This window comes from Pollutimonas subterranea, from assembly GCF_002849655.1.
GTDB classification, from domain to species: Bacteria; Pseudomonadota; Gammaproteobacteria; order Burkholderiales; family Burkholderiaceae_B; genus Pollutimonas; species Pollutimonas subterranea.
On sequence record NZ_PDNW01000024.1, the window covers coordinates 25,245 to 49,951 of the forward strand.

The 24,707-nt window shown below is 56.9% G+C and carries 21 protein-coding genes; 5 read left to right on the forward strand and 16 right to left on the reverse strand.

From position 1 onward, the window contains the following. Positions 1–79: 79 nt before the first annotated feature. Positions 80–1,081, reverse strand: a complete 1,002-nt coding sequence (locus CR159_RS19345; RefSeq protein WP_102075590.1) for a TRAP transporter substrate-binding protein — start codon at positions 1,079–1,081, stop codon at positions 80–82. Positions 1,082–1,295: 214 nt separating this feature from the next. On the opposite strand from CR159_RS19345, the gene CR159_RS19350 reads away from it, so the two are divergent. Genes CR159_RS19350 through CR159_RS19360 form a run of 3 tightly spaced genes read left to right on the forward strand, consistent with a single transcriptional unit; the run spans position 1,296 to position 4,233 of the window. Then, on the forward strand, positions 1,296–2,375 hold the full coding sequence (locus tag CR159_RS19350) for a LacI family DNA-binding transcriptional regulator (protein ID WP_102075591.1): 1,080 nt from the start codon (positions 1,296–1,298) through the stop codon (positions 2,373–2,375). Next, entirely contained in the window at positions 2,375–3,358 is a 984-nt protein-coding gene (locus CR159_RS19355; protein WP_102075592.1) for a hydroxyacid dehydrogenase, read from the forward strand. Before CR159_RS19350 ends, CR159_RS19355 begins: the two co-directional genes overlap by 1 nt. Before the next feature lie 44 nt (positions 3,359–3,402). Then, positions 3,403–4,233: an amidohydrolase family protein gene (locus CR159_RS19360; protein WP_102075593.1), complete on the forward strand. Its 831-nt coding sequence runs from the start codon at positions 3,403–3,405 to the stop codon at positions 4,231–4,233. A gap of 108 nt (positions 4,234–4,341) precedes the next feature. Here the strand turns inward: CR159_RS19360 and CR159_RS19365 are convergent, their stop codons facing one another. Next, positions 4,342–6,117, reverse strand: a complete 1,776-nt coding sequence (locus tag CR159_RS19365) for a YbhB/YbcL family Raf kinase inhibitor-like protein (RefSeq protein ID WP_102075594.1) — start codon at positions 6,115–6,117, stop codon at positions 4,342–4,344. A gap of 244 nt (positions 6,118–6,361) precedes the next feature. On the opposite strand from CR159_RS19365, the gene CR159_RS19370 reads away from it, so the two are divergent. Together CR159_RS19370 and CR159_RS19375 are read left to right on the forward strand one after the other, a co-directional pair. Beyond that, on the forward strand, positions 6,362–6,970 hold the full coding sequence (locus CR159_RS19370) for an exopolysaccharide biosynthesis protein (protein ID WP_102075595.1): 609 nt from the start codon (positions 6,362–6,364) through the stop codon (positions 6,968–6,970). A 56-nt stretch (positions 6,971–7,026) separates the two neighbouring features. Then, the gene (locus CR159_RS19375; protein ID WP_102075596.1) at positions 7,027–8,010 is read left to right on the forward strand and encodes an SDR family oxidoreductase; all 984 of its coding nucleotides are present in this window, start codon (positions 7,027–7,029) and stop codon (positions 8,008–8,010) included. On the opposite strand, the gene CR159_RS19380 is transcribed toward CR159_RS19375, so the two are convergent. From CR159_RS19380 to CR159_RS19445, 14 genes are all read right to left on the reverse strand, one after another. After that, entirely contained in the window at positions 8,007–10,856 is a 2,850-nt protein-coding gene (locus CR159_RS19380) for an adenosylcobalamin-dependent ribonucleoside-diphosphate reductase (RefSeq protein ID WP_102075597.1), read from the reverse strand. The two genes, CR159_RS19375 and CR159_RS19380, sit on opposite strands and share 4 nt — an antisense overlap. A gap of 117 nt (positions 10,857–10,973) precedes the next feature. Beyond that, positions 10,974–11,132 (reverse strand): DUF2474 family protein, encoded by a 159-nt coding sequence (locus CR159_RS19385; RefSeq protein ID WP_102075598.1) that lies wholly within the window; start codon positions 11,130–11,132, stop codon positions 10,974–10,976. Further along, a complete protein-coding gene (gene cydB / locus CR159_RS19390; RefSeq protein ID WP_102075599.1) occupies positions 11,132–12,139 on the reverse strand; it encodes a cytochrome d ubiquinol oxidase subunit II in 1,008 nt (335 codons plus the stop codon). The genes CR159_RS19385 and cydB overlap by 1 nt, the downstream gene beginning before the upstream one ends. A gap of 4 nt (positions 12,140–12,143) precedes the next feature. Continuing rightward, entirely contained in the window at positions 12,144–13,580 is a 1,437-nt protein-coding gene (locus tag CR159_RS19395) for a cytochrome ubiquinol oxidase subunit I (protein WP_102075600.1), read from the reverse strand. A gap of 125 nt (positions 13,581–13,705) precedes the next feature. Continuing rightward, a complete protein-coding gene (locus tag CR159_RS19400; RefSeq protein WP_102075601.1) occupies positions 13,706–15,490 on the reverse strand; it encodes an IlvD/Edd family dehydratase in 1,785 nt (594 codons plus the stop codon). A 43-nt stretch (positions 15,491–15,533) separates the two neighbouring features. Further along, positions 15,534–16,571, reverse strand: coding sequence for a TRAP transporter substrate-binding protein (locus tag CR159_RS19405; RefSeq protein ID WP_439650583.1), 1,038 nt, complete (start codon positions 16,569–16,571; stop codon positions 15,534–15,536). A gap of 27 nt (positions 16,572–16,598) precedes the next feature. Then, complete coding sequence (locus CR159_RS19410) at positions 16,599–17,879, reverse strand: TRAP transporter large permease subunit (protein WP_102075602.1); 1,281 nt, start codon at positions 17,877–17,879, stop codon at positions 16,599–16,601. Positions 17,880–17,930: 51 nt separating this feature from the next. Then, a complete protein-coding gene (locus CR159_RS19415; protein ID WP_233208413.1) occupies positions 17,931–18,488 on the reverse strand; it encodes a TRAP transporter small permease in 558 nt (185 codons plus the stop codon). Positions 18,489–18,576: 88 nt separating this feature from the next. Further along, positions 18,577–19,332, reverse strand: a complete 756-nt coding sequence (locus tag CR159_RS19420) for an SDR family NAD(P)-dependent oxidoreductase (RefSeq protein ID WP_102075603.1) — start codon at positions 19,330–19,332, stop codon at positions 18,577–18,579. Then, entirely contained in the window at positions 19,325–20,836 is a 1,512-nt protein-coding gene (locus CR159_RS19425; protein ID WP_102075604.1) for a tripartite tricarboxylate transporter permease, read from the reverse strand. The genes CR159_RS19420 and CR159_RS19425 overlap by 8 nt, the downstream gene beginning before the upstream one ends. A 4-nt stretch (positions 20,837–20,840) precedes the next feature. Beyond that, a complete protein-coding gene (locus tag CR159_RS19430; RefSeq protein WP_102075605.1) occupies positions 20,841–21,314 on the reverse strand; it encodes a tripartite tricarboxylate transporter TctB family protein in 474 nt (157 codons plus the stop codon). A gap of 77 nt (positions 21,315–21,391) precedes the next feature. After that, positions 21,392–22,372, reverse strand: a complete 981-nt coding sequence (locus CR159_RS19435) for a tripartite tricarboxylate transporter substrate binding protein (protein WP_102075606.1) — start codon at positions 22,370–22,372, stop codon at positions 21,392–21,394. A gap of 197 nt (positions 22,373–22,569) precedes the next feature. Further along, the gene (locus tag CR159_RS19440) at positions 22,570–23,427 is read right to left on the reverse strand and encodes a fumarylacetoacetate hydrolase family protein (protein WP_102075607.1); all 858 of its coding nucleotides are present in this window, start codon (positions 23,425–23,427) and stop codon (positions 22,570–22,572) included. Positions 23,428–23,452: 25 nt separating this feature from the next. Continuing rightward, the gene (locus CR159_RS19445) at positions 23,453–24,199 is read right to left on the reverse strand and encodes an SDR family oxidoreductase (RefSeq protein WP_102075608.1); all 747 of its coding nucleotides are present in this window, start codon (positions 24,197–24,199) and stop codon (positions 23,453–23,455) included. Positions 24,200–24,707 lie beyond the last annotated feature (508 nt).

Sequence of the window (24,707 nt, forward strand, 5' to 3'; positions counted from 1 at the left end):
TTGGAACATCTCGCGAGCAAGCGCGCGTGATGGCTCCTGACCGACCGCCGACCAGTCAGGAAGCCGTAGGGTTTATCTATTAAAGCGCCCGGATCTGTTTCAGCAAATCCTCAGCGCCGCGGTCGGCCGCGAACTTATCCTGAGATGCGATGGCATTAGCACGAAAGGTAGTGGTATCGACCTCTGTGATATCCATTCCTTTGGCTCGCAGGAAGTCGAACGCTTCTTTTTCGCGCAAAGGGGCCAGCGAGCGATTGACGTCGCTGGCAAGCCGCCCTGCCTCTAATACAACCGCCTTTTCTTTGTCGCTGAATTGGTTCCACTCGCTCATTGAGCACGCAAGCACCACCGGCCCCAGGAAGTGACGGGTCAGTGCAATATGCTTGGCGACCTCATAGAATTTTTGGGTGACGACAATGGCCGAACCGTGCTCGAATCCGTCCAGAACACCTGTTTGCATAGAGGTATACACCTCGCCGAACGACATTGGGGTCGCGTTCGCCCCCATGGCGTTAAGCGCATCAATGTAGACAGGGCTTTGGATGGTACGAATCTTCAGGCCTTTGAGGTCTGCCGGGGATTTTATCGATTGATTGGCAGTGACAACATTGCGCGCACCCCAGTTAGTCATCCAGGCGACTGCCTTAAAGCCGACCTTTTCCAGGTCAGCGCTCAATGCCACACCAACCTTGCCATCGAGCGCCGCACTCATATGATCGTAATCACGCCACAAAAAGGGTAAATCAATAACACCAACGCGTTTAGAAAAGTTGTTGAGAATTGCCGTGCCTGTAACAGCGCAAGAAGCGCCGGCGCCCAGCTGCATGGCCTCGTACACAGCACGCTCTTCGCCTAAGGCGTTATTGGGGTAGATGCGTACAGTCAGGGTGTCGGAGTTATCTTTAATGTAATTGCCAAACACCCAGGCAGCCGTGTGCAGCTCGGACGACATCACGCCCTGCGCAGAGTGGGATATCTTGATCTCGCGTTTCGTTTGCGCGTGAACGCTGAACGTAGCCGAGAAAACGGCAGCCGCAATTAGCGCGGCGGAAAGGCTCTTTTTCTGGAAACGAATTTTCATGATTTTGTCCCGTAAGTTTTAGTTTATCGTTTTAGTAAACCGATTTACTAATAACGTAGCATGTATCTTTTATCGATACAATAAATCCATAATTGGCATTTACCCTAGGTACAGTTGTTCGTGATTCCACGTCGTGATACATTGAAATATCGGTTTAGTAAATCGGTACACCATATCAATACATATTCACGACAGTGGTGAAGCAAGGATTTGAATGACGACAATTCAAGATGTCGCTAGATTGGCCAATGTTTCGGTAAGCTCGGTTTCAAACGTACTAAACGGCAGGGTCGACCGGATGCGCAAAGACACGTTCATTCGTGTCGAAGAAGCCATCAGTAAACTGAACTACCGCCCCAGCCATGCGGCGCGTCAATTAAAAACAGGACGTATACCGATCCTTGGCTTGCTGGTTCCCACTGCTGCGAATCCCTCTTTCGGCCAGCTTGCAGTCGCCATGGAGAACTTCGCGCAGGAACGCTACGGCTATCGAGTGCTTTTATGCAATACCTATCGGGACAAACAGCTGGAGTCCCGTATGCTGGATGACCTGATCGACTTCGGCGTACGCGCCGTCGTAGTCGTCTCGTCACTAAGCGACGAGCGCCACATTGAAGCAGCGATAGACCGCGGGCTGGCAGTGATAAGCTTTGACCTTCCTGTCGAACCAGACGCTCTTATTCGGAACGACCACGTTCTCGCCGACAATCGGCTGGCGGGTCGCCTGGCCGCTCAACATCTAATCGAACATGGCCACAAACGGCTGGCATTTCTTACGCCCCGGGGCCAGACCATGAGCCGCCGCCACAAGGTGGAAGGATTCTTAGCTGCCGTCAATGATGCCGGCGCAGGGGTTTCGGCGCAAGTTATAGAAAGCAAAACCGCGTCAAAATTCGGCGACTCTGAGCTCGGCGCACTAGGCTTTGAATCCGCAGAGCAGATACTGCTGATGAAGAACAGACCCACAGGCGTCGCCACAGTCAATGACATGACCGCTATTGGCCTAATGGCGGGCATACGCCATCTAGGACTTTCCGTTCCAGACGACGTCTCCATCGTCGGTATCGACGATCTTTCGATCTCCGCCTACATCTGGCCCCCACTCACGTCGGTTTCAATGCCCGTTACCGAAATGGCGCAAAAAATGGTCGATCGTGCCATTCAACATATAAACACCCCTGGCCTGGCGGCCAAAGAAATCATCTTTGCCCCGCAGCTGGTCAACCGACAGTCCGTCGCTATCCCACCCGCTACAAGCAAGCCTATCCAAGGTACTGACATACCACGCAGCTAATGGCCAAAATTTTCCTCACACATAGCCGACACTCACTGGCGAACTATTACGGCAAGAACGCACTGGCGCAGCTTAGGACATTGGGGGAAGTTATTCTGAATGAAGGCGCTGAAGAGCCTGATGAACAGCAATTGATTACCGCAGCCCGGGAGTGCGACATAATCGTAAGCTTTCGCGTGCCGGCCATCACAGCATCCGTGTTCGACCGACTTCCCAAATTGATCGCCGTTTGCCGAGTTGCTGTCGATGTGCGCAATATCGATATTGCTGCGGCAAGCGGCAATGGCATCCTAGTGACCCAAGCGTCCCCGGGCTTCGGTGCATCCGTGGCTGAATGGGTCATCGGCGTGATGATCAACATTAGTCGAAACATCAGCATTACCAGCGCGGCGTACTGGTCGGGGCTCCCAGCGCCGGTGCTCATGGGCCAAGAGCTGCGAGGCGCGACTTTAGGCGTAATCGGCTATGGCACGATCGGACAGTACCTATGTCGTCTTGCGTCGGCTTTCGGGATGAATGTAAAGGTATACGATCCCTACACCCAGGCACAGGAAAATGGCATAGCCAATGTTTCCTTCGACGAGGTGTTGACGACTGCCGATTACCTGGTCTGCCTTGCGCCCGCAACGCCAGAAACAGCGAAACTGATCAATAAGCGGGCATTCCAAAAAATGAAGCGCTCTGCTTTTTTTATCAACGCTTCCCGCGGAGAACTGGTGGACGAGAGCGATTTACTGCAGGCATTGAACGACGAAGCCATAGCCGGATGCGGACTTGATGTCGGCAGCGATGGCGATCAGAAACCTGCACTATCAATAGCCAGCCATCCCCGCGTCGTGGCAAGCCCGCATATCGCGGGCCTTACTCCACAGGCTGCTGAACACCAGGCCATGGACACCGTGTCCCAGGTTCGGGACATTTTGGCAGGGAAAATTCCGGCCGGCTCGCTAAACGCCCAACATGCCTGGCGCTGGGCCAAATAGGCACACGAAGCAAATAACGTCGCCTCAACCCTTTCGAGAATGCCATGAATAGCCGACTTTCCACCACGACAGTGACTGCTTGCGACTGCCACATCCATGTCTACGATCTCGAACGCTACCCTATCGCCCAGGCTTCGCCGGTTTCGCCACCTGCAGCGTCCTGGCAGACTTACTTGAGCCAGCGCAATGCCCTGGGCATATCGCACAGCATTATTGTTCAGGCAATGGGATACGGCTTTGACAATCGGTGCACATTGGAAGCTTTGGCGGCGTCAGAAGGCACAGCAAAAGCTGTCATTGCCATGCGACCCGACGCACCCGAACAGGAGCTTGCCGAACTGGATGCTGCCGGGGTCGTGGGCGTACGTTTCATGATGGTTCCCAATAACGGCAACATCATGACGTGGGACATGCTGAACCCCGTGGCAGCCCGCATCAGCGACTTTGGCTGGAACATCAATTTGCAAGTGGATGGGCGAAATCTACTTGAATACGAGTCGTTGCTGCTGGCCCAACCCTGCACGATCGTCATCGATCACATTGGCAAATTCCTGGAGCCCGTCCCAACTTGTCACCCCGGCTTCCAGAGCCTGTGCCGCCTGCTCGATACCGGCCGCGTCTGGGTCAAACTATCTGCCGCTTACGAAACTTCCAAAGTTGGCTCGCCGAACTATGAAGATGTGGGCGTATTAGCCTCGGCCCTGGCTCATAACTACCCTGACCGTTGTCTGTGGGCCAGCAATTGGCCACACCCCGGTCAAACCCTGCGCCCCGATGACGTCGGGCTGGTCAGATTGCTGGATCGGTGGGCGCCGTCGGTCGAGGTGCGCAATAGAATCCTAAGCGCCAACCCGACTGAACTCTACCGCTTTTAGTTTTTGTGGCGGGACCCATAAAGGGAAACCTTAAGTCCTCTTTGCGTAATGATCGCATGATGAAGCCCGTTAAGTTGATATTGGGCCCCCGCACAGCCTGTTTCCACATCACTTCCTGGGCGGCTGTGCTTGTTGATAACGGCCCATAAGGTTGCCATATCCGACCACATGCCCTTTAGCTGCGCTCAGTACTTCGTCGCGCGTGGCACCGGGCAACAGGTCTAGCGTGGTATCGAGCGCGAGCAGCTGGAAATAATAGCGATGGGCCCGATCGCCTACGGGCGGCCGAGGGCCGAAGTAGCCAATGGACCCACGCGTATTCTGGCCTTGCAGCATACCCTCGGGCTCAGTGAGCCGTTCAGTCTTTTGCAGTCCCTCCGGCAGGCGTGTGGTGTTCGCCGGAATGTTGTAGGCCACCCAGTGCACGAACGGGGTCATGGGCTTGGCATCCGGGTCCTCGACAATCAGCACGTAAGATTTCGCCCCTTCCACTGCGGGCCACTCCAGCTGTACCGATAATCCTTCGCGGTAATCGCTGTGTTTGCCCGGTATGTCGCCTTCTAGCGAGAAGCTGGAGGACTGGAGATGCACGGATTTTCCAGTCTGATATCCGTCACGGTCTTTTAGCAGAGGAACACCGGAGCCCCGGTTGATTTGCTCCAGTATGGGCTGCTTGGGCGGCTCGTCCGGCATGACACTGCCGGCTTTCCCGGCGGTGTCACGCTCACCCGTGTAGGCAATGCGGAAAAGCGTGCCCTGATCATCGTCGGGCATCATGGCCAAGCCTATGGGCCGCGCAGTCTGGGTTTTGCCGTCTTCAGAAAGAAAACCGGTAACAAAGGGTTCAAATGCTACCGGCTTGCCGTCCTCGAAACGTAGCCGCACGACCTCATACCCGGACGGCTGGGCACGGTTCCATGAACCGCGCATCGTCACGAACGCATCGCCCCGATACGTCGCGGGGAACTGGTCGCCGGTATAAAACACCATCTGCATCGCGGATGCATGGGCTGTGTAGCCCAGCACCATGGGCGTACTCATGGCCTGCCACTGTGCCCTGGCGATTTCCCCTGGCACTTCGCCCATCGGATTGATTCCGTCCTTACCCCAGGCATAAGGCCAACCGTATCGCTCACCCCGTTCGAGCAGGTTAAGTTCCTCTGGCTGCTGGTCGTTCCCCAGGTGATCGAGGCCTTGGTCCATGCCCCAGAACTGGCCTGTGCCTGGATGGAAGGCGAAGCCGATCGTATTACGCAAGCCCGACGCAAAAATCGTGCGCTGCTTGCCATCAGGACTGACCCGCAACATGGCAGCGTGTTCGGGATTGGTCTCATTGCAGGCATTGCAGCTGGAACCGATGCTGAGGTAGATCATGCCGTCCGGCCCGAAGACCATGCTGCGGTTAGGATGCTGGCCGCCGTCGGGCAGGTCGTCCACAAGCAGTTCAAGTTCACCCAAGGTGCCGTCTTCCTTGATTTCGGCTACATAGAGTTCCTTGACCGTGGCCATGTAGAGCTTTCCGTCATGCGTTGCCAGGCCGTGCATTTGCGGTCGATGCGCGACGGGCAGGGGCGTGTTCTTGTCCTTGCCCAACGGGTCGCGCAACAAGAGCACGTCACCTTCCTCCCGCCGGCTGATATAGATGTCGCCGTTTTCTGACACCGCTATGAGGCGCGCGTTCTTCAGCCCCGACGCAATCACGGAAATATCAAAGCCTTTCGGCAACTGCAGCTGCTTCAGTCGTTCTTCCGTCAAGGGCGCTGCAGCGGGCATGACGACACTCGTCAGGCTTTTCGCCGGTGCGCCCTCGTTCTGTTGCGCCATGGTGGGCATGGCAATCGCCAGACAGAGGGTGCCTAGCCAGGAATAAGATGTCCGTTTCATCGATCCGTACCTCGCGCAATAAGAAGAATTTCCGGTACGGATCGACGTCCCCCAAGTGAACCCAGGAAAGAACGCTTCCGTATACAGCCGGCATCGCGCCATCCGAAGAAGGATCAAATTAATGCGATAGCTGCCGGCGGTGCTCACCAGCAACTTATATTCCCCATTCTCCCGGCACAGGAACTGCAACGGCGCCAGATCGAACAATTCGCAGGAATCAACCGACAACCGAGAACCACAGACGATGAACAAACCCCACAAGCGAAAAGAAGCTGGTCACGATAATCCGCTGGAACATGTCATCGACTCGATCGTTGAACTGGGAAAGAAACAAGAAGCGGTGTCCGTGGCGGATATCCAGGAGAATGTGGGACAGCGCAGCTTTGGACCTTTCCTGTTCATACCCGCCATTTTCGAGATGAGTCCGTTGGGAGCCGTACCCGGCGTGCCCACGCTGCTCGGTTTGATCGTGTTCATGACGGCCGGGCAAATGCTGTTTGGACGGCGTCACTTCTGGCTCCCCGGTTTTATATCAAAGCGTTCCATCAAGGGTGAGCGCATCGGGCCAGCCATGCAGAAGATTCGGCCTGTGGTCCAGCTCATAGACAAGGGACTTCGGCCCCGACTCCAGCGCATCACGAAGAAGCCCTGGAATCGCGCCATGGCAGGCGTATGCGTGCTCTGCGCACTTACTGTGCCGCCATTGGAAGTGGTTCCATTCGGCAGCTCCGGGCCGTTTGCCGCCATCGCGCTCATCGGGCTGGGCCTGATGGGGCACGACGGGGCGTTTGTATGGCTGGGCGTCATAACGGCGGCCGTCGCGTTCTACTTGCTGAGCTTTACTTTATTCTAATACCGGGCACAGATCTTGCAGAGGCTGGCAATACTGTCAAATCCGGAATCGTCACCATGCAAAGTCTCGCTCGTTCCTGCATTGTTCTGACCGGCGCATCCAGCGGCATCGGCTTGGCCACAGCGCTGGGCTTCGCGCGCGAGGGGGCCCACTTGGTTCTTGCCGCCCGCGATCCACGTTCGCTTGCGTCCGTTGCCGCAGCATGCGAGCGGCTTGGCGGCCAGGCCCTGGCCGTGCCTACTGATGTAACCGACCCCGCTGCCGTGCAGGAATTGGCCCAGACGGCGATTCGACACTTTGGACGCATCGATATCTGGATCAACAATGTCGGCACCGGAGCAGTTGGCCGTTTCGAAGCTGTACCTATGGAATCGCACCGCCGAGTCATTGAGGCCACCCTGCTTGGCCATCTCCATGGCGCGCATGCGGTGCTGCCGCATTTTCGGGCGCGCGGTCGCGGTACGCTGATCAACATGATTTCAATAGGTGGATGGGTGCCCTCGCCGTACGGAGCATCCTACGCCGCCAGTAAGTTCGGACTGCGAGGCTTTTCCGAGTCGCTGCGCGCGGAGGTATCGGATGCGCCGGGAATCCATGTGTGCGACGTGTATCCGACCTTTGTCGATACCCCCGGCATGTCGCATGGCGCCAATTACACTGGAAAAAGCATAAAGCCCGTCCCGCCGATGCTTGACCCACGGGAAGTGGCAGCCAGAATTGTAGCGTTGGCCAAAGCGCCACGCGCGTCAATTTCTATCGGAAGCGTGGCATGGCCGGCGCGTATTGCGCATGCGATCGCCCCTGATCTCAACGGGCGCATGACGCGTCGGCTGATCGACCAGGCGTTCAAGCATGCGAACCCGGCAGCGATCTCGGACGGCAACTTGTTCGATCCATCAGAGGGCCATGCCATTGATGGCGGCTTCCGAAAAGACATGAAGCCGCCGATCTCAGCGCCGATTGCCGTGGCGGCAGGTATTGCTACCCTCGGTCTATGGTTGGCATACCGGCTGAAGGATCATCGCCGGCGCATTGACTAGCCGCAGCTTCCGATCGCGCCGCAAGCCGTGCAGAAGTCGCAACCGTCTTTCTTGATGACCGTATGGTTGCCGCACTCGTTGCATGGCGCGCCGATCATTGCTGTATTCGACGACGAGCGCTGGGCCGGTTCGTCGGCCACAACACCCATGGCGTTGATGGGCATGCCCTCTTCCGTCAGAATGCCAAGCATGGCATAGCGATGGATAACCAATTGCGCCACGTAGGCCACCGTCGACGGATAATTCGCCTGCCGTTCGCTACCGGGGACGCGCGCCAGGAAGTCACCGCGCGGCTCGGCGTAATTCAGGAGCTTGCGCAGCTTCATGCCTATCCAGGCAGGATCCACCACGCGCATATCCAGGCTTAGCAGCTTGCATAAACCGTCGAGTGCGCGAGGATGGGCGCCGGTCAGCCACATGCTGTATGGACGCCGGCTGCCATCCGGCATTTGAAGTTCCTTCAACATCAGGACAAAGTCATCTTGCGTGGAAGGATTGCGTACATCGGCGACCCACGCCAATGTACCGTCAGTGCCGGTTTTTGGCTCGTGCGGAGCAAAAAGTGCGTTCAATACCGGTGTGGGATCGTTCTCCTGGACGGCAAGCGCCCCCAAGCTGTTGTAGCGCCATTCCACGAGCCTGGCGAGGGCCGCCGTGGCGCTGGGCACCTGCACCAGTTCGCCGCTGGGCGGCATGGGCATTTGGAAGCCGTCGCCATAAGCACTGGACAACACGGACAATTTCTTGCGCAACCAGCCCCTGTCGTTGGCACGCATATCGGTGGAAAGCGTCTTGGCAATGGCGTCAAGGCCGCGCGGCGGCTGCCCACCCAGCACCCATACTTCGAAGGGCACATTGGCCTGATCGGCCACCACCACGGCAAATTCGCCCTGCGGCGTGTGTATGGTCTCGCTGACCCATCCGGAAGCACCCGCCGGCAGTCCCGGGCGGGACGGCCAGCGCAAGGACGCCAATGGCGGGGACATGGCGACTTCGGTCAGTACCAGGCGCTTGTCCTGCTCTGACAGAGTAATGGGTTGGGGATTGCTCGTTTCAGCCGCCGAGCCGACGGACAGCACAGCGCCAAGAATACTGTTGGGCCGGTACGTAGTGATGCCTTTCAGGCCACGGTGCCAGGCCTCGAGGTAGAGGCTCTTGAATTCGTCGTAGGGGTACTCGGCCGGCACATTGACCGTCTTTGAAATGGCGGCGTCGACGTAAGGCGCAACAGCAGCAACCATAAGCATATGATCGATAGCGGAAATATCCAGCGCCGAAACGAAGGCCTCTGGAAGCTTGGTGACATCGCCGCCCTGGGCTCGATAGATGCGGTAGGCGTGATCTTCGACGGTATAGTCTTTCTTGCTGCCGTCGGCCATACGCTTCATGCGGTTGTAGAACCACGAAAAAGCAGGCTCGATGCCATTGGATGCGTTATCGGCGAAAGCCAGGGAAATGGTGCCGGTGGGGGCAATCGAGGTAAGGTGGGAATTGCGTATGCCATGCACGCGGATGGCATCCTGGATATCCGCCGGCAGGCGCGACGCAAAGCCGCCTTGTAGATACTTCTCGGCGTCCAGCAAAGGAAACGCGCCCCGCTCTTTGGCCAGATCAATGGATGATTCGTAGGCGGCGTCGCGCATTTCGCGCGCCATGTCGGCGGCCAGTTCGCGCCCCTGCTCAGTGTCGTAGCGCACGCCCAGCATGATAAGCGTGTCGCCCAAGCCCGTGAACCCTAGGCCGAGGCGTCGCTTGGCATCGGCCTCGCGCTTTTGCTCGTCGAGCGGCCATTTGGTGGCAATGAGCACATTGTCGAGCATGCGTACGGCGAGCTTGGTCGCCTTGCGCATTTGCTTGAAGTCAAACGCGGCATTGGCCGTAAATGGCGCCGTCACATAAGCCGTAAGATTCAGGCTGCCCAGGCAGCAGCAGCCATAATCGGGCAAGGGTTGCTCGCCGCAAGGATTGGTGGCCTCGATGGTCTCGCAGTAGGAAAGGTTGTTTTCAGCATTGATGCGATCGAGGTACAGCACGCCCGGCTCGGCTGCCGCGTAAGTGCTTTGCATGATCAGGTCCCACACTTCGCGTGCCCGTACCTTGCGGTAGACCCATAGTCCGTCGTCGCGCAGGTAGGCCCCGCTGCTCTTCAGGTCGGCGTTGGGTTCGTTGGCATGAGTCAGTTCGAACGATGCGTTGGCTTCGACCGCCTGCATGAAGGCATCGGTGACGCCGACCGAAACGTTGAAATTATTCAATTGGCCACGCTCTTGCTTGGCCGTGATGAATTCCATGACATCGGGATGCGTCACATTGATGACCGCCATTTGGGCGCCACGACGGGCGCCGGCGGATTCGACGGTTTCGCATGACCGGTCGAAGACCCTCATGTAGGAAATCGGGCCGGAAGCGCTGCTGCCGGTTCCCTTGACCATGGCACCACGAGGCCGGATGGCGGAAAAGTTGTAGCCCACGCCACCGCCCCGCCGCATGGTTTCAGCGGCCTGGGCCAATGCCGTATAGATGCCCGGCTTGCCATCGACCCGTTCGGTGATGGAGTCGCCTACCGGCTGCACAAAACAATTGATCAAGGTGCTTTGCAGGTCGGTGCCGGCGGCGCTATTGACCCGCCCTGCCGGAATAAAACCGTGCTGCATCGCCCATAGGAACTCTTCCGCGTACTTTTTGCGCTGCTTCGGTTCTTCGACCTGGGCCAGCGCATTGGCCACACGGCTACGCACTTCGGTAATGCTGTTTTCACCGCCTTTGGCGTACTTTTCGATAAGAACCTCGGTAGAGATATCTTGCGGTTGCGCCAGTGCAATAGCGGTGTTTTCCATTTGTTGCATGCTTTTGATCCTTGGTGTCCGCGCCAGGCTCGTAGACAGCATGGCCGGCGGCGGTGGTAATAAAGAGCTGGTGGCCCGAACGGTACCATATAGATTGATACCTTCCAATGATGCGGGTCAAGGGTTGCCGGCTGTCATCCCGGCAAGATCCATCACGATGCGCAGCAGGTAGGCGGCGATAGCCAGGGCAGCGATACTCGCGCCCCAAATACCTACGAGCCACGCGATGCGTTTAGGCCAGGACGGGCGTGGAGTTTTGCTGTTGTTTTCTGCCATCAGTGATAGCCATCCTGTGCCGTCACCTTGCCCCGGAATACGTAATAGGACCACGCGGTATACATCAGTATAAGCGGCACGATGAGCAAGGCGCCTACCAGCGTGAAGCCCTGGCTCTGCGGCGGGCCGGAGGCATCCCAAATGGTTATATCGGGCGGAATGATATTCGGCCATACGCTGATCCCCAGGCCGCTATACCCCAGGAATACCAGGGCCAGTGTCAGCAGAAAGGGGGCTGCGTGAGGACGGTTGTTCAAGGACCGCAAAAGAAAGTAGACCGCCAGCAGCACCAGCAAAGGCACGGGTGCAAACCAGAACAGGTTGGGCAGGCTGAACCAGCGCTCGGCGATGTCACTGTGTGTCAAGGGCGTCCAGATGCTCAACACCACTATCACCGCCAGCAATACCAGTGTCAACGGCCTAGCGAGCTGCCGCATCCGGTCCTGCAAGGGTCCCTGCGTCTTGAGGATAAGCCAGGTGCACCCCAACAAGGCGTATGCCGCGATCAGGCCCAGACCCGTAAAAATCGAAAAAGAATTCAGCCAGTCGAGCGCGCCGCCCGCATAAGAGCGATTCACGACGTTGATTCCATGGATATAGGCGCCCAGCGTCACTCCCTGGAAGAACGTAGCCGCGACGGAGCCGCCGATGAACGCCTTGTCCCAAAGGTGGCGCCGATGCGCCGGCGCCTTGAAGCGAAACTCGAAGGCGACGCCCCGAAATATGAGCCCGAGCAGCATGAATATGAGCGGCAGCATGAAGGCGCTGAGGATTACCGAGTACGCCAACGGGAAAGCCGCCAGCAAGCCGGCGCCACCCAGCACGAGCCAGGTTTCGTTGCCATCCCACACTGGAGCGACGGTGTTCATCATGACGTCGCGATCTTCTTTGCCCGTGACGAACAAATACAGTATGCCGATACCGAGGTCGAAGCCGTCCATGACGACATACATCAGGATGCCGAACAGAATGATAATTGCCCATATCAGGGCCAGATCAATACCCATGATTCTATCCTCGGTTTATGCTGACTTGTTCATGGGACTCATCGCTGTCCGGCGCCGCCGACAGAGGCCGGCTTGGCGTGTTGGGTTCACCGGGGCCGCCTTCAGGAGGGCCATCCATCGCCATCAGGACAGGCCCCTTGCGGATCAAGGCCAGAATGTAGAGCGTGCCCGCGCCGAACAAGACGAAGTACACGACGACAAAAAGCGCCAGCGTGATTCCGACTTCAAGTGCTCCATGCGGCGTGACCGCGTCGGCCGTGCGCATTACGTTGTAGACGATCCAGGGCTGGCGCCCTATCTCGGTGGTAAACCAGCCTGCCAGTATGGCGACAAGGCCGCTGGACCCCATATATAAGGAGAACCGCCACAAGCCCCTGGATTCGAACAGTCGGCCACGCATGCGCGCCACAAACGCCCATAGGGCCAGCGCAATCATCAATATGCCGAGTCCGACCATGATGCGGAATGTCCAGAACACGACCAGTGCATTGGGCCGATCCTCCCTGGAGAACTCTTTAAGGCCGGCAAACTGCCCGGTCCAGCTATGGGTGAGTATCAAGCTGCCCAGGTGCGGGATCTCAAGGGCAAAATGATTTTTCTCTTCCTCCATATCGGGCCAGCCGAATAAGGTAAGCGGAACGCCCTCTTCGCTGGGACCATTTTCCCAATGCCCTTCTATTGCGGCTATCTTGGCGGGCTGGTGCTTGAGCGTGTTCAGGCCGTGAAAGTCGCCGATCACCGCTTGCAGCGGCGCCACGGCGAGTATCATCCACATGGCCATGGAGAGCATTTTGCGAATGGCCTGGTTATCGTTCTTGCGCAATAGATGCCAACTGGCCGAAGCGCCTACCATCAAGGCTGTGGCCAGGAAGGCGGCCACGCCCATGTGCGCGAGCCGATAAGGAAACGAAGGATTGAAAATAACTGCCAGCCAGTCGACCGGCACCACCCGTCCGTTGATGATCTCGTATCCGGCGGGCGTATGCATCCAGCTGTTGGAAGCCAGGATCCATGTCGCGGATATCAGCGTGCCCAGCGCAACCATGATGGTGGACAGGAAATGCAAGCCAGGGCCGACACGAGACCAGCCGAACAGCATCACACCCAGGAACCCTGCTTCCAGGAAAAACGCAGTCAGCACTTCGTAAGCAAGCAACGGGCCGGTCACGCCTCCGGCGAAATCCGAAAAATAGCTCCAGTTGGTACCGAATTGGTAGGCCATGACCAGCCCCGAAACCACGCCCATGCCGAAGTTCACGGCGAAAATCTTGATCCAAAAATGGTAGAGGTCACGGTATACGGTATTTTGGGTCTTGAGCCAGCAACCTTCCAGGACTGCCAGGTAGCTGGCAAGACCTATCGTTATGGCTGGAAAAAGGATGTGGAACGAGATCGTAAAGCCAAACTGGATCCGGGCCAGCAATAGCGCGTTGACATCCATATAGAACTCCTCGTGGGCGCGCGTTGCGCAGAACGTTCAAAACTGTTCGTTCCGGAGTCTGAAATAGTACACCTATCTTAGGCAGGTCTGGCAGCGAGCCTGGCAGCCAGGCTCGCTTCGGCGCATCAATGATTGTTTCTTGACTCACCACGTTTCTGGATGACATCCAGGTATGCCGTTGCCGGCTCCAGGCAGGCGCCAGTGGCGTGCTGCCCGACCATGCCTCGATATATTTCTTCCCAAGGCGTCTGATTCACCAGTTGCGGTTTCACCCACGCTGCCTTTCTTTGTGCCAGCTCTTCGTCGGAAACCAGTAAATCCACCCGACAATTGTTCAAGTCGATACGTATCATGTCCCCGGTGTTGAGCAGGGCCAGACCGCCTCCGATTGCCGCCTCGGGTGTTACGTTGAGGATGGACGGACTGGCCGACGTGCCGCTTTGCCGACCGTCACCCATTGTGGGCAAGGTTTCAATACCCCTGGAAATCAATGAGGCCGGAGGTTGCATGTTTACCACTTCAGCCCCTCCCGGGTAGCCGACCGGCCCGCAATTGCGGATAACCAGCAACGTCATCTCGTCAACGCCAAGGTCCGGATTCTCGATCCGGTCATGATAGTCTTCAGGGCCCTCAAAGACGACCGCCTTCAAATCGACAACGTTCGGATGAGCGGGGTCCGATAAGAAGCGCGCCCGGAACTCGGCATCGATGACGCTGATCTTGATCACGGCGCTATCGAAAAGGTTGCCGCTAAGCACGATATAGCCGGCGTCGTCCAGCAAGGGACTTTGGTATTTACGAATGACATCACGGTCGGGCTCCTGAACGCCCTCCAGGTTCTCCTGAATGGATTTTCCCGTTACCGTCATGGCGCCGCCATTAAGCTTGCCTGCCAAAAGCAGTTCTCTCATGACGGCCGGAACGCCGCCGGCGCGGTGAAAGGACTCGCCCAGGTAACGGCCTGCCGGCTGGCAATCGACAAGCAAAGGAATTTTCGGGCCCAGGCGCTGCCAATCGTCCAGCGTATGGTCAACGCCCATGTGGCGCGCGATGGCGATCATGTGGATGGGACAATTGGACGATGCGCCAAGCGCCGCCGCCGCGACCACAGCATTTTCGAATGCTTCTTGGGTCATGATGTCCGAAGGACGGAGATTTTCGTGCACCATGCCGACGATGCGCCGGCCGGTTTCATAGGACATCCAGCCACGCTCGCGGTATGGTCCGGGTATTGCGGCGCAGCCCGGCAAGGACATGCCCAGGGCTTCAGCCAGCGAATTCATCGACAAGGCCGTGCCCATCGTATTGCAATGACCCACAGAAGGGGCGGACGAGGCGACGTTATTCATGAATTCGTCATAATCGATTTCACCGGCCGAGAAGCGCTTGCGGGCATCCCAGACGACCGTTCCGGAGCCGGCTAGCTTCCCTTTCCACCAGCCGTCCAGCATCGGTCCACCCGACAGCACGATAGCAGGAATATTGACCGTGGCCGCCGCCATCAGGCAGGCGGGCGTCGTCTTATCACAGCCGGTCGTAAGCACGACACCGTCCAGTGGATAACCATGCAGGACTTCCACCAAGCCCAGGTAGGCCAAGTTTCTGTCCAGCGCCGCGGTCGGACGCTTGCCGGTTTCCTGGATGGGGTGCACAGGAAATTCAAGAGGGATACCGCCCATGTCGCGTATGCCGTCCCGCACCCGGGATGCCAGCTCTATATGGTGTCGATTGCACGGAGAGAGGTCGGAACCGGTTTGCGCAATCCCGATAATGGGCTTGCCCGACTGCAGTTCTTCCCGGGTGATTCCGTAATTCATATAGCGTTCGAGGTACAGGGCGGTCATCCCGGGATCCGACGGATTATCGAACCACCGGCGACTACGCAGCCGAGCACTGTCAGGTGTTGCCATGACAACATTCCCCTTGAATAGATTTAAAAATAGTCGATAAAAATTACAGCGCTTGCGCCTTCTTGGCTTCCGCCATGACGGCGTCCACGGTCGGCTCGCCAATCTTGACCTTCAGGTCAGCAAGAATCGGAGCCAGGTCCTTGCGGATTTTTTCCTTTTCATCCGAGGAGAATTCAGACACTTTCACGCCCTTGCCCTTCAAGTAAGTCAGGGCCTCGATGGCCGCTTCACGGCTCACCTTGCGTTGAAACGCCTGGGATTCCTTGGCCGCCTGGCGAAGCACGTTGTGCTCATCGGCCGACAGGCCGTCCCACCATTTCTTGGAAGCCAGCAGCACGAATGGCGTATAGACGTGGTTGGAGATCGTCAGGTAAGGCTGGACTTCGTAGAACTTGCTGGTCTGGATGGTGCTCAACGGATTTTCCTGGCCATCGACCGTCTTGGTTTCAAGCGCGGTGAACAACTCCGTAAATGGCATGGGGATGGCGTTGGCGCCCAGTCCCTTGAACACGCTGAGTGCGACCTGGTTCTGCATGACGCGCAGCTTGATGCCGTCAAGGTCCTGCGCCTTGTTTATGGCAAGGCGCGAGTTGGTGATATTGCGGAAACCGTTTTCCCAGTACAGCAAGCCGATCAGTCCCTTGTCGGTCAGTTTGTCGAGCAGCTTCTTGCCTTCCGGACCATCCAGGACCTGGTCGGCCACCTTTTCGTTATCGAACAGGAAGGGCAAGTCGAACACGCCGAATTCCTTGACCATGCCCGCCAAAGGAGCCGTCGACACGAATGTCATCTCCTGGGAACCGCCGATCAGGGCATTCTGCATCTGCTCGTCCGAGCCCAATGCGCCATTTCCGTAAGTCTTGACGTTCATCTTTCCGCCGCTCAGGCGACCCACCTGTTCGGAAAAATGGCGCGTGGCCTGGCCCGCCGGGCTGTCATCGGCCAGACCATAGCCGAAACGGATGATGCGGGTCTTGATGTCTTGCGCCATGACCGATTGCGTCGAGAGGCCCACGGCGGCAATCGCCGTAAAGCCCACAACCATATTCCTGATACTGAACGTCTTTTTCAACAACAACATAGTTTCCACCCTTTAATTGATTTAGTACTAATAAAACCAGCGCAACGGAGCCAATACGATTTCTGGAAAAATCACCAGCAGCGCGATCAGACCCGTATACGCCAACACATATGGCCACACACCTTTGATGATGTCTTCCATTCTGATCTTGGCGACGCCGCACACCACGTTCAGGACAGTACCCACCGGCGGCGTCAATAAGCCGGTACATCCCACCATTATGAAAATCACACCAAAATAAGTAGGGTCGATTCCCGCTTTCTTGATCACCGGCATCAACACCGGCGCCAGGATCAGGATGGTCGGCGTCAAATCCATGGCTGTCCCGATCAGTACAAGCAGGATGACAATGCAGAACATCAGCAACATGGGAGAATCAATCAGAGGCCCGAGCATACCGATCAGCGCCTGTGGCAGGTCGGCCAGTGTGATCATGTACGAGGTGACCAATGCGGCAGCCACCAGGAACATGACAATGGCCGTGGTCATGGCCGCATTGACCAGCAAGGGATACAGGCTCTTGATGGTGATTTCCTTGTAGACCACCATCCCGACAAACAACGCGTAGACCGCGGCGACAGCGGCCGCTTCGGTTGGCGTAAAAATGCCGAAACGCAAACCGCCAATAATGATGACCGGCAGGAACAAGGCCCAACCCGCATCCTTGAACGTCTTGGTGCGCAAGGACCAAGGTTCTTTCGGCGAGGACAACATGGTTTTCGAACGCGACGAAATAAACGCCCACACCATTACCAGGGTAAGACCCATCAGCAAACCGGGAACAATGCCGGCAATAAACAGCTTGGTTACCGACACATTGGCCGCGACACCAAAGATAATGAATGAGATGGATGGCGGAATAATAGGAGCGATAATGCCGCCGGCGGCGATCAGGCCCGTAGCCTGGTTCATGTCGTAGCCACGGCTGCGCAGCATGGGTACCAGCATGGCCGCCAGTGCCGCCGCGTCGGCGACCGCCGAGCCGGACAGCGCCGCGAGCAGGATGCTGGCCATGATGGCGACATAGCCCAGTCCGCCCTTGATGTGTCCGACGAACGCGCTTGCCAGCGCCACCATGCGGCGCGACATGCCGCCGGCGTTCATCGCCTCGCCCGCCAGCATGAAAAGAGGCACCGCCATCAAGGCAAAACTGTCGGCCCCCGTAAGCATATTCTGCGCCAGTATCTGGGCGTCGAAAAAGGACAAATGAAACATCAGGGCGATGGCGCTGAGCAATAGCGCGAAGGCAATGGGCACGCCGAACGCCATAAAGCCGAGCAAGGTGCCCACAAAGATAAATACGGTCATAACAACTCTATTGGATGTTGATGGATGCGAACTCGAGGCGCCGGCGCGGTGTCAGACGTCTTCAACGTAGTCGTAGGAAGTCAGGAACTTGCTTGCATTCCCGGGTATGGCTGGCGCCCTGATGGCGACATAGAGATCGGCGAGGATCATCAAGGCCATCGCGGTAGCGCAAAACCAGACGGCTCCGCTAAAGATGGCAATGGGCACACCGGCTACGGGCGTCACGGTGCTGAGGCCAATCACGGTTTGCGCCCATCCCCCGTCTATCAACAACCAGAGAACGGCCAGTATCAGCAGCTGGCGCACTATGTGGATGACCTTCTGTTGCTTCACGGGCAGTCGTACCACCAGCATATTGACCGCCAGATGCTGCTTGGCGCGAAAGGCCAGGACAGAGCCGATGAAGATCAGCCATACGAAGGTCATGCGCGCCACTTCTTCGGAAATCATGATGCCGGAATTGAAAACATACCGCATGACAACATTGCCGAAGACGAGAATCAGCATCAATAACAAACTGAATGCCATGACGGCCGCAAGCACGCCGTGCAAGACGTCCCCGGCTTTCTTTGCGAATACTGCTGCCCTGCTCTTATCATCCACCAACATCAAAACTCCCGAAACGTGTCAACAGGCCAATACGGCCTGTAAGAACTGCCTGCGCACCAGACACAAGCGTGTCTTGTGCTTTACTGGGTCAAGGCATGTACTGCCCGCCGTTTACTTCAATGATCTGGCCCGTCACATACGCCGACATCTCGTTCGACGCGAGGTAAAGAAACGCCCCCACGCACTCCTGGGCGGTGCCGAATCGACCCATTGGTATGGACGAGCGCATGCCTTCCAATTGCTCGGCGGTGGTGAACTTTTCGTGAAAGGGAGTGGTGATCACACCCGGCGCGACCGCATTGACCCGGATGCGGCGCGGAATAAGCTCTTTGGCCAGGCCTTTGGTGATCGTGCTGACGAAGCCCTTGGATCCGGCATACAAACTGGATCCCGGCCCGCCGCCGTTGCGCGCGGCCACGCTGGTCAGATTGACGATGGATGAGCCTTCCGGCATGTGCGGCACCGCATAGCGGGTACACATGAGCACCGAACGTACATTCAGGTTGACCACATCATCGAATACCCCATCGTTCATCTCGGTGATTGGCACGCGTTTGACCAAGGCACCGGCGTTATTGATGAGTACGTCGATACGGCCAAATTTCGCGACAGCTTCGGAAATCAAGTTCTCGCAGTCGGCCGTGTGATGCAGATCGCCCTGCACGGTCATTGCACGTTGACCGGTGGCGTCGATTTCGTCAGCCACCGCCTTTGCGGCTTGTGGTGAAGAAAAGTAATGGACGACCACGCTGGCACCGAGGCGTCCGAATTCCTGGGCGACTGCTGCACCGATACCCGTGGACGCACCCGTCACGACAATGACTTTGTTCTTCAGGTCATTCATACTGCACCTTCCTTGCACCGTAAAATGATTTATAAAATTTGATGAATACGGGCATGATCCAAATCAAGATAGCGAAAATGCCCAGCGCGCATGCAATAGGCCGACTGAAAAACATCAGGAAATCGCCATCGGCCTTGATCATGGAAAACACGAAGTTCTCTTCCAGCATGCCACCCAGCACGACACCCAGCACCGCCGGCGCGATGGGGAAGTCGTTTTCTTCCATGAAGTAGGCGAGCAGGCCCACGCACAGCATGACGATGACTTCGAAAATGCTGTTATTGATGGCGAAAACACCTACGATGCAGAAGATCAGAATCAAAGGCATCAAAATATTCCGGGGAACATTCAGCACTGTCTTCGCCGCCTTGACGGCCAGGTATCCCAGCGGAAGCATGATGATGTTCGCCATGATGAACACGATGAATACCGAATACATTTCAACCGGGCTGTTGGTGAATATCATCGGGCCGGGCGCCATATTCTTCATGTACAACACGCCAATGACGATGGCGGTGATGGAATCCCCCGGAATTCCAAATACCAATGCGGGAATCCATGCTCCGGCCAACGCAGAATTATTCGCTGCGCCCGCCTCGACGATGCCTTCCACATGTCCGGTACCAAATTTTTTCGGCTCTTTGGAAAAACGCTTGCTCACGCCATAAGACATCCATGCTGCGATGTCGGCCCCTGCCCCGGGCAAGGCACCTACCGCCGTGCCCAGTGTGCAGCCTCGGACGATGGACATGGGGTATTTTTTGGTCAGTCCCCACATGCCGGTAAAAATATTGCCCACACTCGCCTTGATTTCCACCCGCTTCTGCTCTGAGTTCGTGGCATAGCGCAAGACTTCAGAGATGGCGAACATGCCCACCATCATGGGAAGCAACGTGACGCCGTTCAGCAGATCTTCATTGCCAAACGTGAATCGTGGAAATGCCGCAGGATTGTTCATGCCCACGCACGCCAGCAGCAAGCCTATGAAGAGCGACACGAAGCCCTTCAGTGTGCTGGCCGGCGAGATGAAGATGGCACACGACAGGCCGAGCACCACCAGCCAGAAAAACTCGTAGGAGGAAAAATTCAGCGCAAAATCGGCCAGCGCGGGCGCGGCAGCAATCAGCACAATGGTGCCGAACAAGCCGCCGACGAACGAAAACACAATGCTCGCGCCCAACGCGGTATCGGCCTGCCCCTTTTTTGTCATCGAGAAGGCTTCGTCGGTATAGGCCGCTGATGAAGGGGTGCCAGGAATGCGTAGCAGGCATCCGGGGATATCACCCGATGTAATGGCCATCGCCGTTGCCGTCACCATCATCGCCACAGCAGGCACAGGGTCCATGAAAAAGGTGATGGGAACCAGCAGCGCCACGGCCATCGTCGCGCTCAAGCCTGGCACCGCCCCCACAAACAAGCCGAATACGGCGGCAATTAGGATCACGCCCAATACGAAAGGGTCGGTGACCTGGTGGAATGCGGCAAGAAGATTCGTGAAGTCCATGACGTCACCACGCAATTGTTTCAAGCAGTCCCCAAGGCAAGGGCACCATGAGGACGCTATAGAACATAAAGTGGATAACGAAAGAGCCGATGGCCGCCACGGCAATGGCGAGCGGCCATCGCACCTTGAAGGCAAGGAAAAGCACCAGCAACACCAGGCCCGACGTGATGAGAAAGCCCAGGTATTCCGCCACGGCGAAATAGAAAAAGAGCGATCCAGGTATCAACAAAAACCGTAAGACCGACGCCTTGTCCCGCAACCAGGCGGGCATCATCGTGGGCGAATCAGTCTTCCGGTTTCTTAGGCCCTGGACTATCAACAATATGGAACATGCCAGCATCCCGATGGCAATAGCGCGCGGAAACAGTCCCGCACCGAAGTTCTGGCCGGGGATTGCCGGAAAGGAAAGAGCCATCAAGAAAACGGCAATCGAAAAAATGCCGAGCACCACGCCGACGAGGGCATCATTGATCTTCATTGTCGCTCACAGGAAAAGGGAGGTGCCGGACAAGCCATACTTGCCTTGCCGGCCCTTCTTTGGAGGTTGCTACAGGATCATTTTGCGGGTTCGCGGGCCATGCCGATGGCAGCAATGACTTCGCCGAATTCAGCTTCCGACTTCTGCATGAAGACGCCGTAATCGGCCCCGCCGGCATAGCCCACCCCGAAGCCGCGCGACTTCATGAAATCGGTGAACTCTTTGCTTTGGTTTATGTTCTTCAACGCGGCAACCATCTTTTGCGTTACGTCCTCGGGCAAGCCCTTGGGGCCGGCAATTCCACGCCAGACTCCTGTCGTCCAGTCGCTGCCTATCGATTCTTTCAAGGTCGGCACGTCGGGATACAAGGGCTCGCGCTTGTCGGCCATGACGGCAAGAGGCCTGGCCTTGCCCGCATCGATCATGGATCTCGCCTCGGGCAATGAAGTAGGCACAATGTCTATACCGCCGGCGGCCAGTTCAAGCATGGCGGGCGCCGCACCGTTGGAAGGAACAAACGGTGCGGCCAGGGGATCGATATTGAGATTCTTGAGCAGGCCCGCCAAGGCAATGTGCCAGATGCCGCCTTGGCCTGTTCCCGAAGCCTTCAACTTGCCCGGATTGGCCTTGATGGCGTCGATGAGCTCGGCCATCGTCTTGTAGGGCGACGAAGCGCTGACCGACACCGCCGCCGGATCTACATTCATCAGGGCGAGAGGGGTGTAGTCGGCAGGGGAAAGCGTGGTCAGGCCCTGCTTCTTCATCATCGCTATCTCGACGGTCAACATGCCCAGAGTGTAGCCATCGGGCTTGGCCTTTGCGATGGCCGAGTGACCCACGACACCGTTACCGCCGGTACGATTGACGACGTTCACCGGTTGTCCGAGTTCTTTTTCCAGCTGAGCGGCAATAATGCGAGCGGTGGCATCCGTGCCGCCGCCAGCCCCCCAAGGCACAATCATGGTGATGGGTCTTTCGGGCCAGGCCGCATGGGCCGTGCTGACCACCAGTCCGGCAACAAGAGTCATGGCCGATTTAAACAAGAACCTTTTTTTCATTTGTCTCTCTCCAGTCTTTTATAAAAATAGTGACATGTTTTCTGAAGCGCATGCATATTGCTTACCGCTACCTGCCCATTTCCTCCTTGTATAGCGTTGAAAAAGCCATCGTGGCGCCGGACGTTTTTAGTGCATGGTAATGCCGCTCGCACGTCCGATGACAAGATAATTGACTCGGTACTTTCCCGAATGCGCGCCTAATCCAGCAATGCGGCATCCCAAGCATGTACCTTCTGTTCCTGCTCGCCCAAACCCTCTATGCCCAAACGCATGACGTCACCCGCTTTCAGGTACAAAGGTGGCTTCTGTCCGAGCCCGACACCGGGCGGGGTGCCCGTTGAAATCAGATCACCGGGATACAGCGTGGTGAACTGGCTGATGTAATGAATGAGATAAGCCACATCGAAAATCATGGTTTTGGTGCTGCCATTCTGGAAGCGCTTGCCATTGACGTCGAGCCACATGGCAAGGTCTTGCGGATCGGCGATCTCATCAGCGGTAACCAGCCACGGACCAATGGGACCGAAGGTGTCGCATCCCTTGCCCTTGTCCCAAGTGCCGCCACGCTCGATCTGGTATTCGCGCTCGGACACGTCATTGACCACGCAGTATCCCGCGACATGCTTGAGCGCATCGGCCAGGCTGACATAACGCGCCTTGGAACCTATCACCACACCCAGCTCGACTTCCCAATCGGTCTTGACGGAACCCTGTGGAATAACAACGGCGTCATTGGGGCCAGTGGGCCGAGACCACTTATTGAACAGAATGGGTTCCTTGGGCACTTCGGCGCCAGTCTCGGCAGCATGATCGCTATAGTTCAACCCCACGCAAATAAACTTGCCCATACCTGAATAAGGCGTGCCGATGCGTCCGGGATGCTCGATGAGCGGCAGGCTGCTAACGTCGATAGCCTGCAAGGTTTTCAGCTGTTCCGGGCTCAGGCTTTCTGCGGTAATGTCGGATACCTTTCTCGACAGGTCACGGACCTTGCCCTGGGCATCCAGGCATCCGGGCTTTTCGTTTCCAACAGGTCCATATCGCAATAGCTTCATGATTTTTTCCTTTTAAATTCGTGGACTAGTTGGACCAGCCACCATCAATAATATGTGTCGTACCGGTCGTAAAAGACGATTCGTCCGAGGCCAGATATACCGCCAGGGCGGCGATCTCTTGCGCCTTGCCGACTCGCCCTATGGGCTGGCGTGACACGAATGCCGCGTGTATTTCCTGCTCGGTCTTGCCGTACTTGCTGGCCTGGGATGCGATACGCCCCCTGAGCGATGGGGACTCCACTGTGCCCGGGCAAATGGCATTGCAGCGTATGCCTTGCGAAACGAAGTCGGCCGCTACCGCCTTGGTCAGGCCGATGACAGCAGCCTTGGTGGTTCCATAGACGAAGCGATTAGGCACGCCTTTTATGCTGGAAGCTGCAGACGACATATTGATGATCGAGGCCTGGGGGCGCTGCAACATGCCGGGCAAGAATGCCCGGATCATGTGATACATGGCCGTGACGTTCAAATCGAATGAAAAATTCCAGGCATCCAGATCACAATCAAGAATGGTTCCATCGTCGACGTAGCCGGCGCAATTGAACAAGACATCGATGCCGCCAAGCTCGGCGGACAAGGCCTTTACTTGATCAGGCTTGGTGACGTCGAGGCGATGCACCTGGCAACCCGCCAGGTCGGCAAGCAAGCCTTCATTGATATCGGTGGCAATAACCCGGGCCCCCTCCGCCGCAAACAGCTCGGCGGTTGCCCGCCCTATCCCCTGCCCCGCTGCTGTCACCACTGCGGTCTTCCCAGCCAAACGACCTGCCATTCTTTGCTCCATTATTTTCCAGCACTCAGGACGCGCGCTTCGAAAGAATGGCGTCTTGTATTTTATTTATGAAATAGCATTTCCGATTACAGCGCTTATCCTAAGCCAGACATTGCGCTCGATCAATCAAATACTGTGCGATCCGCACTAGGGATTTCCCGCTGAATAGGCGTATTCCCTAAAATACCCTCAAAACCTGAACAAAAATGTCATCAAGGAGTAATTCGTATATAAAATAGAATTTCTCATATAAAATTTGTTGTGTGGTCGGAGCGCTTATGAATAACACCACGTTGGGCGGCACGCCAGACACGGATGAGCCACCTGCAGATAAGGTCACGCGCTACGCGGCGCCGGCGCTGGAGAAAGGGCTCGACATCCTAGCCCGGAAATTTCATTATTGTTGTAGAAACGGGTAGGCAATCCCGTGCCAAAGGCTTATGGTTACTGGTATTCGACGCCACAACCAAACGGGATTGCCTATGCCAAATCGTACCACTGAACATCT

Excerpts from the sequence above, each read along its gene's own strand:
- CR159_RS19345 (WP_102075590.1), bottom strand. The coding sequence starts at position 1,081 with ATGAAAATTCGTTTCCAGAAAAAGAGCCTTTCCGCCGCGCTAATTGCG.
- CR159_RS19350 (WP_102075591.1), top strand. The coding sequence starts at position 1,296 with ATGACGACAATTCAAGATGTCGCTAGATTGGCCAATGTTTCGGTAAGC.
- CR159_RS19355 (WP_102075592.1), top strand. The coding sequence starts at position 2,375 with ATGGCCAAAATTTTCCTCACACATAGCCGACACTCACTGGCGAACTAT.
- CR159_RS19360 (WP_102075593.1), top strand. The coding sequence starts at position 3,403 with ATGAATAGCCGACTTTCCACCACGACAGTGACTGCTTGCGACTGCCAC.
- CR159_RS19365 (WP_102075594.1), bottom strand. The coding sequence starts at position 6,117 with ATGAAACGGACATCTTATTCCTGGCTAGGCACCCTCTGTCTGGCGATT.
- CR159_RS19370 (WP_102075595.1), top strand. The coding sequence starts at position 6,362 with ATGAACAAACCCCACAAGCGAAAAGAAGCTGGTCACGATAATCCGCTG.
- CR159_RS19375 (WP_102075596.1), top strand. The coding sequence starts at position 7,027 with ATGCAAAGTCTCGCTCGTTCCTGCATTGTTCTGACCGGCGCATCCAGC.
- CR159_RS19380 (WP_102075597.1), bottom strand. The coding sequence starts at position 10,856 with ATGCAACAAATGGAAAACACCGCTATTGCACTGGCGCAACCGCAAGAT.
- CR159_RS19385 (WP_102075598.1), bottom strand. The coding sequence starts at position 11,132 with ATGGCAGAAAACAACAGCAAAACTCCACGCCCGTCCTGGCCTAAACGC.
- cydB (WP_102075599.1), bottom strand. The coding sequence starts at position 12,139 with ATGGGTATTGATCTGGCCCTGATATGGGCAATTATCATTCTGTTCGGC.
- CR159_RS19395 (WP_102075600.1), bottom strand. The coding sequence starts at position 13,580 with ATGGATGTCAACGCGCTATTGCTGGCCCGGATCCAGTTTGGCTTTACG.
- CR159_RS19400 (WP_102075601.1), bottom strand. The coding sequence starts at position 15,490 with ATGGCAACACCTGACAGTGCTCGGCTGCGTAGTCGCCGGTGGTTCGAT.
- CR159_RS19405 (WP_439650583.1), bottom strand. The coding sequence starts at position 16,571 with ATGTTGTTGTTGAAAAAGACGTTCAGTATCAGGAATATGGTTGTGGGC.
- CR159_RS19410 (WP_102075602.1), bottom strand. The coding sequence starts at position 17,879 with ATGACCGTATTTATCTTTGTGGGCACCTTGCTCGGCTTTATGGCGTTC.
- CR159_RS19415 (WP_233208413.1), bottom strand. The coding sequence starts at position 18,488 with ATGTTGGTGGATGATAAGAGCAGGGCAGCAGTATTCGCAAAGAAAGCC.
- CR159_RS19420 (WP_102075603.1), bottom strand. The coding sequence starts at position 19,332 with ATGAATGACCTGAAGAACAAAGTCATTGTCGTGACGGGTGCGTCCACG.
- CR159_RS19425 (WP_102075604.1), bottom strand. The coding sequence starts at position 20,836 with ATGGACTTCACGAATCTTCTTGCCGCATTCCACCAGGTCACCGACCCT.
- CR159_RS19430 (WP_102075605.1), bottom strand. The coding sequence starts at position 21,314 with ATGAAGATCAATGATGCCCTCGTCGGCGTGGTGCTCGGCATTTTTTCG.
- CR159_RS19435 (WP_102075606.1), bottom strand. The coding sequence starts at position 22,372 with ATGAAAAAAAGGTTCTTGTTTAAATCGGCCATGACTCTTGTTGCCGGA.
- CR159_RS19440 (WP_102075607.1), bottom strand. The coding sequence starts at position 23,427 with ATGAAGCTATTGCGATATGGACCTGTTGGAAACGAAAAGCCCGGATGC.
- CR159_RS19445 (WP_102075608.1), bottom strand. The coding sequence starts at position 24,199 with ATGGCAGGTCGTTTGGCTGGGAAGACCGCAGTGGTGACAGCAGCGGGG.